The sequence below is a fragment of the Acetobacterium bakii genome (genome assembly GCF_001263355.1).
Taxonomy (GTDB): Bacteria; Bacillota; Clostridia; order Eubacteriales; family Eubacteriaceae; genus Acetobacterium; species Acetobacterium bakii.
The window spans coordinates 1-12,427 of record NZ_LGYO01000080.1 but is presented as its reverse complement, the minus strand read 5'-3'; the positions used below and the strand labels follow the sequence as shown (position 1 = coordinate 12,427).

Sequence of the window (12,427 nt, the reverse complement as noted above, 5' to 3'; positions counted from 1 at the left end):
TATTGTATCGTCATTTGCCCACGTTGTCAAGCTGTTTTTAAAAGTTTATTTTTTGTTTGGGCTTTGTTCACCCCTTGTGAAAACTCACAGTAAGGGTAAAAAAAATCCCGCAACGTCCTATCCTCCCAGGCAGTTACCCACCAAGTACTTTCGGCGCTGGAAGACTTTACTTCTGTGTTCGGTATGGGAACAGGTGTAGCCCTTCCGCCATCGTCGCGAGACTAATTAACATATTTAATTTACTTGAACAGTATACTTTCTTTTCAGTACGTTGTCAAGCGCTTTATTATTTTTTTTAAATAATCATTAGTTTTCTGATCAGCACTTCCGCTTTCGCTGCGTCGGCCTCACCTGACAGTTGACTGTCTGCGTTAAAAATACAATAATCTGAGGCCCCTTCATTAAGATATGAAACCACAATCTTAGTTTTCTTTTCTTTCCCCGTGGGATTTTTGCTATCGCTTTTAGTCAGAGTGTTTTTTAAACAAGCTGCCAGCCATTCTGGATTCGCTCTTATTTCAGCGTTGCCACACACCTTGACATCGTGAATAAAACTTGCCGGGATATTAATTTTTGGTCCAAGAACACAAAATTCAAATCCATGGGTATGAATTTCCAGACTACCTTTAAGGGATTTCTTTAAATCGTTATGCCCCCCCAGGTAGGTTGCCATAATCCGCATTTGACAGGTGCGGGTATTATTAAACCAGTTAAACTTCTTTTTTGACCTCTTTTTATCTTTATGAGCAATCTTTGGCTCTCTATCGGTAGCCGATCCATCCTCTGCCTGTTTTGGTATTTCAAGATACTTATAAAAGATATCAATATTCTTTTGATTAATGCCTCTGTCCTTTAATTGGATATTGGATGTCAGTTCGGAACGGATGGTTACGCCGGTGGTTTGCTCGTCCTCTTCCTTTAAAGCAATGGTAATTCGCTGGCCGTTAGAGGAAAAAGCATTTTTTGTTTCAAGGGTAATAACTGTTTCTTTATCTATCACTCGGTTGTTTCTTAACGCATAACCTTTTATTGCTATTGTTATCAGCCGTTCTTCACAAATGGATTTGGGTGTATTTATTATTCTATGCTCTTGAATATACACAGCCATATACTTATCTCCTTCATTTACCGATTAGTGACGTGAGTTCCCTTTTCCATTTCTATGAAATAATTTTTCCTATCAGTGTGATGAGGTTATCCTCACACTCCGCAATGGAAAAATCGTCTTTTTTTAAGTAGTCAAAATAAGTTACCGACCTTGCGATGGTAATGAGGCTGGCCCCCAGCACAAGTTTTTTAAAAACGATGCTTTTTTCCGACTGATATTGAAAACTCTCCCGGGATGAAAAATAGTCCAGATCAATGTCTAGGATATAGGCTTCCTTTTCTATGCTTTTTACGGAAAAGCCGGCATCTTTAAACATCTTGTCATCCAGACTTCCAAAATTCTCATTTGCCACCAAATAGTGGTGACCTGTTTCGTATTGATGTTTCTCCATGCAATTAATCATATGATAATTCTTTAAGTATCCCAGGTTCATGGCTGTATTGATATGCTCATCGTTTCGCATTTTTTCCATTACCCGCTCAACGCTTTTAATATCTAATGGGTCAATGGATGCCATCAGCTTTTGTTGAAAAATTGGAACTAAGCTCGCTTCCCGATCGGGGTCGATGGCCATTGCCTTCTGAAAGGCATAAAGCCAAAATGACGGATTGGTATCGGGATGATAGTCGATGCTCACCAGCGTATGGGCTTTTTGGGTCTTTTTAAAAAGCTCTGCCCAGGCTAGCAGCACGTATTGGTGATCATCCACCACCACAATTTTTTTAGCCCTCAAACTCACACACTTCGGATTGATATTATTGGATGCCATTACCATTGCCATTGCCCGGGTAAATAATGAATCTTCAAACTTCAGTCAATATAAGAACGTACTCTTAAATCAACACCAATTGATTCGCAGATTTTTCGACAGGCTTCCTGATCTTCTTCCGGCAGTATGTCCACAATGGTTAATATAACCTTGGAATAAGCCTTTGCACGACGGGCAAAGTCCAGCAATCCCTGAAATGCATCATCAAAAACAGGACGGCATAGGTCATCGTATTCTATTTTGTTTTTTGCATTAAGGCTAATGGAAACCGTATCGATAGCCCCTGCCAACTCAGGTGTCATGTCTTTTTTGAAAATCAGGTTGCCATGGCCGTTGGTATTAAGCCGGATTTTGATGGGGTAGACCGCCTTCACATTCCTGGCGATCCGGCAAACTTCATCCAGACGATAAGAGGGTTCACCATAACCACAAAACACCAATTCATCATATTGATTCAAATCTCTTTTTAAAATATCATCTAATATTTCCGCTTCGGTGGGCTCTCGCTCAAGCCAAAGTTCATCAACACCATTTATAGTGGGTTCATCCTTCCTTATACAGAAGGTACAGGCATTACTGCACCGGTTGGTTATATTAACATATAGGGACTTCCCTAATTCATAGGTGATAGTCATTTTCTTTCCTCCAAAAACATTTTTGATTGATTTTTATTATTTTATGGGTATTTCCCAGAGTTGCTTTATTGATGACAAGCTACTGTCATTGTATGCTTAAACGTTACTAAATATCTTAACATATTATTTTAACATGTCAAAATAAGCAGATTTTTTTAAGAATAAAAAAACACATTCCCAAACATTCCTGCATGGATAAATGTGTTTTACTGGTTTTCTTTAAAACAAGGGTCCGATGAGTTTTAATTGACAAGCTTCACATTCCCAGTCAAGAGCTATACCATTCATTTTTCCGCCACATTCGGGACAAATACCAACACCACCCTTGGGGTAATTATAGGAGATCAACTCCATTTCCAGAATTTCAACGCCGTCGGTTTCTGGTTGTTTTTTAAATTTTTCAATGGTTTTACGTGCCATTTAATTTTTCTCCTTTGTATTCTAATTCATATCCTTAGCTCATTATAGTTCAAATTTCATGTCCATACAATTTATTTATAGGGAAAAATACCATCCACTTCGTGGATTATACCTGCTTTCCCATGGTTTATTTAAATTTTTGAACCTGATAGTTGAAAACGCCTTGGGGTAAGGTCATTTCAAAAATTTTCTTACCGCTGGAAAAATCAACCTCTGTAAGTGCTGCTAATCCATCGGTATTGGTTCCCCAACTGATGGTATAGACTTCCAGACCGTCGCCAACTTTTTGGACGCTGCCGCCAGCCACTGTTGTATGGCCGGGCACCTTATATTCTTTATATTCCAGAATCTTCTTATTAACTTCATCCAGTTTTAATTTTAACACTCGGGTTTGCCCGGAATTAGTGGCATTATCAAAAATTGTCAAGTACCCATCTTCGGTTAGTTCCACATCACTCTGCTTTGAGGTTTTCTGATCTTCTGTAAGTCCAAACTGATCCCCGGCTCCTGATAGATTCCACAGAATAGCCCCGGTTTCCCGATTAATTTTCATAATCGTGTTCAAATTTCCAAATGAGCAAATCAGGTTGTTATCCACTGGATCAATGGTCATTGAATTTAAATTTGCGTAATTCGGGGTTTTATTGCTTGAATTTGCATAATTATTTTCAGTACTCAACGTATAAAGTTCCGGGTAATCATTAGTTGCAAATTCAAAAACCACTTCTCCGGCTTTTACTTCCTGTATTAAAGTGCTTACAACCTTGGAACCCATGGGGTCGGGCGAAAGGTTGGCGGGAATATTTTCAACCATTTTCAGTTGGTAGGCCGAAACGATGTAATGATCATCATTTATTAAAATGAAATCATGGCCATCCACAAGATCCCCGGCGCTGGCATTTTCACTTTCAGCTAAGGTAATGGTTTCTATTTCGTGATAATTTTCATCAAGAATCACCCGTTCTCCCAGGGTGTAGTCCGAAAAAGCAGCCGCACTCGGGCTTGGATATGATCGCTGGTAGCTATATCTTATTTTTCCATCTTCAAGTACATGTTTTTTAAAATCCCAGTAGCTTTCACCGTTGGCATCTTCCTCAGATTTTGCAATATAAAAAACAACATCTCCGGTGGCATTGAGTTCGTATAATACCGCCCCACCAGAACTGAGCGTGGCATAATAATTTCCCTCGTAGGGACTCTCTCCGGTGACAACCATTTCTGGCAATTGAGATGACAAGGTTCGCAAATAAATAACCCGCTTATCTTTTTCATTCCCAACCTCGATTTTAATCAGTTCCCCGGCGGCTAATTGCTCCAGTTTTAATTCCATGGTTTTTCCTGTGCCAATACTTTTTTCGTTAATCTTAACCACCGCACCGACATCATTTTTCAGCTTGATGCTATTGGCGGTAACTGAACTTAAACTCACAGCATCGTAAACAGCACCGTCCTCTGCCAGTGGCAATTCAACATTAAATCCATTGATTTCAAGGTTAAGACTTTTATCGGACATCAATGTATTATCCCTTCCCGAGTAAGCAAGGGTACAACTGACTAAAATTATTAACAGCACCGCGGCACTGATCGAGACAATTATAAACTTTTTCGAACTATCCATAAATTTTCCTCCATTTTCAAAATTATTATCCTATAGATCTCTTAAAACTAGCACTATTTTTCTTTAATAAGGGAACCTGTGTACATTCTCATTTTTTACTCACGTCCTATTGTAACGTATTTTTTCCCAAAGGTAAACAGTTCTTGCGGTTTTAACGACCCCTGCGAAAAATACTTTCAATCTTTTTTATCCTTTATTAAATTATTAAATCTTAGCGGGTTCTGTTCCCCTCACTATTTTATAAACAAAATTCATCAGAGCTATGGTAGAATATTTCAGCGGAAGTCCTGGAACAGGGTTTCACTCCCTGTGGAATTTGCAAGCCACCCAGCTGATAACACAAACAGCAAATAAAAATCAAGGTCAGTATTTATCAAAGATAAATACTGACCTTGATTTTTATTTGCAATGCTTTTTATTTATCCTATCTTCCTTTGTCTCAATTAATTTACCCCGTCACCACATCCCGTGTTTTTAACCAGGTGATGGCTAAGAGACTGAAACCTGCCAGAAAAACAAGACAAGTTAAAAGAAATTGAACTTCTCCCACCGACATCGGTGCCGTCGGATCATTGGCCCGCATACCGAGGGTTATCAAGGCGTAGGGAAACCAGATGCCATAACCTTTTGACAATACTGCCAAACCGGCAACACCGCCCATCAAAGCAATCCCCACCGGTACTGCAAAGCTGCGAATCACCAGGGATATAAAAAGCTGCAGGGCGCACACCACCATACCGCCTAAAGCGCCAAAGAAAAGCCAAATCGGTAATTCCAACGGGATTGTTCCGGTCACACCCGCCAATAATCCGGATATGATAAATAAAATGCCCATCCAGATCTGAGTCAGAATTACCATTGTGCAAGCCATAATGAGTTTGGCCAGAAACATCTGGGTTATGGGAACCGGCGCCGTCATAACGGCGTTCCAATTATGATTGGTGTGTTCCAGCCGGCAAAGGTAAGATGCATAAATACCAATCAGTACCGGTAAGAAAAAATAACAGGAAAATATGGTATGCTGGGTCCAGAGACTATACCATTCATTCTCTAACATTCCCAGATTGTTGAGATAATTGAAGGTTCCCATAAAGGCCGGAATAATGGGAATCAGTAAAAACGCCAACCAAACCGGGCTATGCCGCATCTTAATCATTTCTGCTTTTAAAGCACGTATAAGCATCCCTCAGACCTCTCTTCTTATAAATAAAATTCGACCGATTGTATAAATCAGGCCAAAGAAAACCAGAATCAGAACAAGACCTGACCAATCGATGGCCGTCCAGTATAAATCCACCACCCGGGTGCTTTGATCCCAATTCATGCCAACCTGCATCAGTACCCCATAATAGCTCCAGAGTACAAACTTTTGCATGCTCTGGGGGAAAAACATGCTGAATAAACCAATAAAACCGCCCATCAGTCCCAGTGTCATGGGCACCATCTGATTGATAAACAGCATCGACACCACCTGTTGAAACGCGTATATAGTCAGGCTCACCACTAGAGTGAAAAACAAATAACCCCCCAGAGCACCCCAGGGAATCGGTCCCCCAAAATGCATCATCAGACCCATGACAATCATGATGGCCAGCTGTCCCAAAGCTGCACCAAACATATAAACACTGCCCCAGATAAACTTGGCGTCAAAGATTCGATTGGCCGGGATGATGGTTTCCAGGAGTTTAAAGGTTTGTCCCTTATGTTCCACATCACTTAAGCGGGAAGCCACCACCGCAGCGATCACCGGCATGATAATGCAGTTAAGCATGGGAAACTGGTATAGAAAAAACAGCCATCCCTGAACCAGGTCATTGGCATCCTTATTTGAGATGGCCCAGGCCGCCCATAACATCTGAACCCCCATCATCACCGCCACCACCAGCCAGATCTTTCGCCCCTGGGTTTTTAGGGCTTCCATTCGGATTGCCGCTTTCATAAACTTACCGCCGTTCCCGTCAGCTCTAGGAATATATCTTCCAAACTCTTTTTGCGCTCTTCAATGCGAACCACCCCAATATTGTTCTGGCCCAGGACCGTGCTGATTTCGGCCATCATCGTATCCTTCATCCGGGGAATAATCAGATAATCATCCTGGGCTTCCCAGTCAACTCCATTTTTGCTCAGGAATGATTTTGTCACCTCATTATTCATGGTTCGCACCGCCAGATGATGCTGGCTGTACTCATGGAGCCTGGACAAGCTATCCTGATAAACCAACTCCCCTTCTCTGATAATCCCTACCCGGGTTGCCAATTGATCAATTTCACTTAAGAGGTGGCTGGAGACCACCACCGTCATCCCGAATTTTTGGGGCAGGGACTGGATCAGTTCCCGCATTTCCTGAATCCCGGCGGGGTCCAGCCCATTGGTGGGTTCATCCAGAATCAGCAGTTTGGGATAACCCAAAAGGGCGCTGGCCAGCCCCAACCGCTGTTTCATTCCCAGCGAGTACTGGCTGACTTTTTTGTTTTTTTGTTGATCCAGTCGGACTATTTTTAGTACCTCCGCGATGTTTTTTTTAGGAACTCCTCGCAGGGTTTGAAAAATTCGCAAATTTTCTTCTCCGGTTAAATGCCCGTAATAACTGGGTGACTCGATGAGTGATCCCACGTCCCTTAAATTCGCCAATCGATTTTTACTGTTCACCTTTCTTCCGAAAACCGAAATTTCCCCGGTGGTGGGTTTGGCCAACCCTAATATCATTTTTAAGGTTGTTGATTTTCCAGCACCATTCGGTCCCAGAAAACCATAGATGGCGCCCTCGGGAACTAAGAGATCCACATCCTTTACCCGATAAACATGCCCATATTCCTTGCTGAGGCCTTTGGTCTCAATCACATTGCTCATAAATACCCACTCCTTTTTATTTATGCCCTTGCGAAAGTAAATAAAAACAATTCTCACAGCACTTTCGCAATTGCCTGTCTGCTACCTGTTTATGATAGCCCATCGACCTTACCTGGTTTTGTCGCCTGCCTTACTTTTACCTTAATTTTGGTTAAACCATTAATTACCTCCGGTTCTTTCATGTATAATATATTCAGGTGATTAATAATGAAAACAATTTTTGAATCAAAACTTCTGGTTGTGGATGATGAACCGGAAATTTTAATTATGGTAAAAAAAATATTGAATCAGGCTGGGTACTTTCAGGTTGTGACCGCCGAAAATTGCCAACAGGCCCGGGATTTTTTCGATTCTGAAAAACCCCAGTGCGTTATTTTAGACGTCATGCTGCCTGACGGCGACGGTTTTTCGCTGATGCAGGAGCTTCGGAGAAAAGCAAATGTACCAATGCTGTTTTTGTCGGCCCGAGATGAGGACGAAAACCGGCTGCTTGGCCTGGGACTGGGTGCCGATGATTATATTACTAAGCCCTTTCTGCCCCGGGAACTGGTGCTGCGCTTAAGTGGGATCCTACGCCGGGTATATCAACCGATGCTGTTGCAACCAAACCGGGAAGAATGTCTGATACTGGGGGCTGTGACCATCAATTTTAATAGCGGTATCGTTAAAACCGGTGCTGGCGAAAAAACCCTGACCGCCAAGGAGCATGCCCTGCTGAAAAAACTCTGGGAAAATCAGGGCAATATCGTCACCGCCGACAGCCTCTGCCGCAGCGCCTGGGATGATGATCTCTACGGTTATGAAAACACCCTGATGGTTCATATCCGACGGCTCCGCGAAAAAATTGAAGCGGATCCTTCTAAACCCCAATACCTGCTGACTATCCGGGGTATGGGTTATAAACTGGCAAAGGAAAGAAATCGATGAAAAGCCTGCGGAAAATCATCTTCCGATCAATTCTGCTGACCGCCGCGATAGCGCTTTTACTAGTCATCATTAATATGGCGTTTATCACTAACTGGATGCTGAAATATTCCGGGAGTCAGCCTCCTAAATATTCCATTTCCGATATTTCCGATGGACTCATCAACAACAACGGTGTTTTTGAGCTTGAGGCAGCTGCTGTGAGTCTTATGGATGAACAGTACGCCTGGGCCATGTTGATTGACCGGGATGGCCATGTGATCTGGAACAAAAACCTGCCCGGGGATATTTCACTGAACTACACCCTCACCGATGTGGCATCCTTTAGTCGTTGGTATCTCAATGACTATCCGGTATCGGTTTGGGAGCATCCCGACGGACTATTGGTTTTAGGCGACCCTAAAAACAGCATCTGGAAATACAATATTACCTCCACCGAAGATACCATTTCCCATGTACCCGGTTTACTGGTGGGGTTTTTAATCTTGAACGTGGTGGTGGCCCTATCGTTGGCCTTATTTTTGGGACTATGGCTCTACCGCAAGCTGAAACCCATTTATAACGGCATTACCGCCCTACCAAAAAAAGAACCCCTGACACTTCCCACGGGTGGTGTTACTGGGGAAGTGTCCCGGATTCTCAATGAAACATCGGTGATTCTCAACCAGCAGGAAACACAACTGGCCCACCGGGATCAGACCCGCACCGAATGGATTGCCGGGGTTTCTCACGACATTCGCACCCCCCTGTCGATGGTCATGGGGTATGCCAGTGAACTGGAAAATAATCCCAATCTACCGGCTTCCGAACAGGATCAGGCCCGGATTATCCGGCAGCAAAGTCAGCGGATTAAAGCCCTTATCAGTGATTTAAACCTTGCCTCCAAGCTTGAATATGATATGCAGCCCACCTGCCTCACGATGGTTTCTCCGGGGGAATTAATCCGGAGTGTGGCAGTTGATTTTATTAATAATGGACTCGCTGCACCCTATTCTCTTTCCATCAATGCCACCGAGGATTCAAACTGCCCATCCCTGCTTTGCGATGAACAACTCATCCGCCGGGCCTTAACAAACTTAATCGACAATTGCATCCGACACAATGAGCAAGGCTGTGCCATTAATCTTTCTGCCAAAAACAGTTTTGACGGTTGGGTCATTAAAATAAGTGATAATGGCAAAGGATATCCCCCTGAATTTCTTGAAAATTCCGAGGCATTGGATGAACCACAATTACTGGGAAACCATGGCCTTGGCCTGATCATTGTCCGTCGCATCCTTAAAATTCATGGTGGCAGAGCACGTTTTGAAAACTTAACAGCAGGTGGATGCTGCGCTTCAATGATTTTTATGCAATAAATTATACTTTATAAACAAATTATAGAAAAACCCTCAGTTTATCATTTTGATAAACTGAGGGTTTTTCTTGTTAAATACTAAGATGATACAGGGCAACGACCTTATCCTGGGTGACCAATTGGTACTTCGTGGCAAGAATATCATAAATGATTTGATTCGTCTGTTTGTCATTATTCATTACAATCCATTTGGGTGGATTATTCTCAAGCATCTCATTGGTTTCAAGGATTACCTCCGGATCATATAATCCCCACCATTCCTGCAAGGTAAAATATTTATAGCAGGGGGTGATATCCGCCATTAAAAACCAGCCGGCCGGAACAGAGTAACCAAACACGCTGTCCAGATCCCCCTGAGGAATCGAACTTTTAATACTTAAGGCATTCTCATAGTAGTCTCTTTGGGGTTGGTTTATAGCAATATCATTGATTGTTTCATCTAAAAAGTTCAAATATATGCCAGCTGTTCCGATAAACAGCATACCTATGACGATAGCAACAGGGCGGTATCCTTCTACCCATATTCTTTTTCGGTTTTTAACATAAAGATCGATCATTAGGATAATACCCAAAATAAAACATGGCGTTGTTAATATAAAATAATGATAGAAAACGCCTCCCAATAGCAGTGAAAAAAATGTTGCGGCCGAACCAATGATTAATATTAACCCAATATACAGATTTTCTTTTTTAAATAAATAAATAATACCCATGGCCCCTGAAAAAATGACCGGAGAAACCGAATAAGCAAATTTAACCAGCTCATCAGGTGTTGTAATCCCGGTTAAGCCTTCGGCATACTTCATATTAAACAAAAATGTTCCGTAAATCATTTCGCCAAAGGCATGGTTTATCAGAAAATAAATGGCGATTACCGAAAAGACGCCAAATGAACCACTCAAAAAGGTCAGTGCATTATCAAAAAAATTGCGATAGGCTTTATTACTCAAAAGCTGAATCATCACAACCAATACAATAGCACAGATGAGCACGGCATTATTTAAGCGAATGAATACGATCAGTGTGAAGCACATACCATAAACCAAGGCGTACAGAGGGGGGTGCATCGGGATCCCCTGGGGTAGTTTTTTAAAATACTTCAGTGATAAATAAAGCGGCAACAAAAGAAATGGCAAACAATATTCCTCGGTTAGATTTCCGCCCTCAAAGGTCGATGCTAAAATTAACAAAAAGAAAATAATAAGGATCCAGGCCAATTTTTTATTAAAGAACAATGCTCCAATTTTTAAAATAATAATCAAATTTAGGGTCATGAAAATCCATTGAATAAAAAAAATCCCAATACCATTTGGCTTGATTAACCATCCTAAAGCTTCCAAAAAAAACAATATTGGACCCTTGTGATCAAATATATCAATATATGGAACCGCGCCATTAGCGATTTCTTTTCCAATGATTAAAAAGACTGAGGAATCTGAAATACCATAATTATTGGTGAATAAGGGACTGGTTCCATAGGAAAAAAACAGTAAAAAAAGCAACGCAACTCCTGAAAGTATGCCATAAAACAATAGTATCTTTTTTTTTGCATTCATTTAATTGTGTTCCTTTACAATGTAAATCGGTCGTTTTTTTGTTTCCAAATAGGTCCGGGCCAGATACTGGCCTAAAATACCAGTGCAAAACAACTGAATCCCACCGATAAAAAAGATAATACACACCAGTGATGGCCAGCCAAAGGCAGAGCCATGCCAGAGGATCTCCCGAATAATAATCACCACAATGGCCAGAAAAGACAGGATACAGAAGATCAGGCCGGTGACCGATGCAATGGCCAAAGGCGCGGTGGAAAAAGCAATGATTCCTTCCATTGAGTAAAGAAATAACTCCCAAAAAGACCATTTGGTTTCTCCCGCAACCCGTTCTGCATTCGTATAGGGAATCCATTTTGTATTAAAACCAACCCATTCAAAAATACCTTTTGAAAAACGATTGTATTCGCCGACCTCCAAAACAGCCGCTACCACGGATCGTTTCATCAGCCGGAAATCCCGGGCACCCTCCATGATTTCCATCTGCGATATTTTATTGATCAGCTTATAAAATCGTCTGGCAAAAAAAGACCGAATGGAAGGCTCTCCGATTCTGGTTTCCCGCCGGGTGGCCACACAGTCATAGCCTTCGGTCATAATGGCTTCGTACATTGGAATGAGTAATTCCGGGGGATCCTGTAAATCAACATCCATAATGGCAACATAATCTCCGGTGGCGTGTTTTAATCCAGCATAGATGGCCGCTTCTTTTCCGAAATTTCGGGAAAAAGATACATATTTTACCCGGCTATCGGTTATCCCGAGATTTTTTATTATCTTTAAGGTATCATCTTTGGAACCGTCATCGATAAATAAAATTTCAAAATTCACCTCTGATAATTGAGAAACCGCCTCTTGAATAAGGGTATTATAAAAAATGGGAATAACTTCCTCTTCGCAATAACAAGGGATGACAATACTTATTGTTTCAGTTTCCATAACGCGTCCCTTTCTCTCTCATCGTTAAACCTAAGTTCAAAACTCAGTAATTTTCAAAAAAAATAAAATCCGGCCTTATATGGGTTTTGCTTGATGGTTGCAAAGTCATTCCCAAAGGAGGATTCTATTTTAATTATATCACGAAAACCGCGGAAAGAGAATATTTTAAGAAATCTAAATTTAAAAAAAATATAGGTAATTACGAAACTGCCATGAGCTTCGCTGCCAGCTTCACACGAAACAATTTCTCCACT

The 12,427-nt window shown here is 41.6% G+C and carries 13 protein-coding genes and 1 rRNA gene; 2 read left to right on the top strand and 12 right to left on the bottom strand.

Annotated elements, in window-relative coordinates:
- Positions 1–104: 104 nt before the first annotated feature.
- From rrf to AKG39_RS19025, 9 genes are all read right to left on the bottom strand, one after another.
- A 5S ribosomal RNA gene (rrf, locus tag AKG39_RS19065) occupies positions 105–221 on the bottom strand.
- A gap of 74 nt (positions 222–295) precedes the next feature.
- Complete coding sequence (locus tag AKG39_RS19060) at positions 296–1,108, bottom strand: hypothetical protein (protein ID WP_050741996.1); 813 nt, start codon at positions 1,106–1,108, stop codon at positions 296–298.
- Between the two features lie 52 nt (positions 1,109–1,160).
- On the bottom strand, positions 1,161–1,877 hold the full coding sequence (locus AKG39_RS19055) for a peptide arginase family protein (protein ID WP_083439680.1): 717 nt from the start codon (positions 1,875–1,877) through the stop codon (positions 1,161–1,163).
- A gap of 41 nt (positions 1,878–1,918) precedes the next feature.
- Positions 1,919–2,512 (bottom strand): TatD family nuclease-associated radical SAM protein, encoded by a 594-nt coding sequence (locus AKG39_RS19050; RefSeq protein WP_050741994.1) that lies wholly within the window; start codon positions 2,510–2,512, stop codon positions 1,919–1,921.
- A gap of 219 nt (positions 2,513–2,731) precedes the next feature.
- Positions 2,732–2,932, bottom strand: coding sequence for a hypothetical protein (locus AKG39_RS19045; protein WP_050741993.1), 201 nt, complete (start codon positions 2,930–2,932; stop codon positions 2,732–2,734).
- A 127-nt stretch (positions 2,933–3,059) separates the two neighbouring features.
- Positions 3,060–4,550 carry an arylsulfotransferase family protein gene (locus tag AKG39_RS19040; RefSeq protein WP_050741992.1) on the bottom strand — a complete coding sequence of 497 codons (1,491 nt, stop codon included), beginning with the start codon at positions 4,548–4,550 and terminating at the stop codon, positions 3,060–3,062.
- A gap of 448 nt (positions 4,551–4,998) precedes the next feature.
- Positions 4,999–5,733: an ABC transporter permease gene (locus tag AKG39_RS19035; protein WP_050741991.1), complete on the bottom strand. Its 735-nt coding sequence runs from the start codon at positions 5,731–5,733 to the stop codon at positions 4,999–5,001.
- Between the two features lie 3 nt (positions 5,734–5,736).
- Positions 5,737–6,489 carry an ABC transporter permease gene (locus AKG39_RS19030; RefSeq protein WP_050741990.1) on the bottom strand — a complete coding sequence of 251 codons (753 nt, stop codon included), beginning with the start codon at positions 6,487–6,489 and terminating at the stop codon, positions 5,737–5,739.
- The gene (locus AKG39_RS19025; protein WP_050741989.1) at positions 6,486–7,400 is read right to left on the bottom strand and encodes an ABC transporter ATP-binding protein; all 915 of its coding nucleotides are present in this window, start codon (positions 7,398–7,400) and stop codon (positions 6,486–6,488) included. Before AKG39_RS19025 ends, AKG39_RS19030 begins: the two co-directional genes overlap by 4 nt.
- A gap of 207 nt (positions 7,401–7,607) precedes the next feature.
- Here AKG39_RS19025 and AKG39_RS19020 point away from each other — a divergent pair, with 207 nt between their 5' ends.
- Positions 7,608–8,327 carry a response regulator transcription factor gene (locus AKG39_RS19020; protein WP_050741988.1) on the top strand — a complete coding sequence of 240 codons (720 nt, stop codon included), beginning with the start codon at positions 7,608–7,610 and terminating at the stop codon, positions 8,325–8,327.
- On the top strand, positions 8,324–9,682 hold the full coding sequence (locus AKG39_RS19015; RefSeq protein WP_050741987.1) for a sensor histidine kinase: 1,359 nt from the start codon (positions 8,324–8,326) through the stop codon (positions 9,680–9,682). Before AKG39_RS19020 ends, AKG39_RS19015 begins: the two co-directional genes overlap by 4 nt.
- A 70-nt stretch (positions 9,683–9,752) precedes the next feature.
- Here AKG39_RS19015 and AKG39_RS19010 read toward each other — a convergent pair whose 3' ends face one another.
- The 3 genes from AKG39_RS19010 to AKG39_RS20370 form a co-directional block, all read right to left on the bottom strand.
- The gene (locus tag AKG39_RS19010; protein WP_050741986.1) at positions 9,753–11,237 is read right to left on the bottom strand and encodes a hypothetical protein; all 1,485 of its coding nucleotides are present in this window, start codon (positions 11,235–11,237) and stop codon (positions 9,753–9,755) included.
- Entirely contained in the window at positions 11,238–12,173 is a 936-nt protein-coding gene (locus tag AKG39_RS19005) for a glycosyltransferase family 2 protein (RefSeq protein ID WP_050741985.1), read from the bottom strand.
- A 53-nt stretch (positions 12,174–12,226) separates the two neighbouring features.
- Positions 12,227–12,427, bottom strand: a 201-nt coding sequence (locus AKG39_RS20370; protein WP_207642518.1) for a hypothetical protein, incomplete at its 5' end; no start/stop codon positions are given.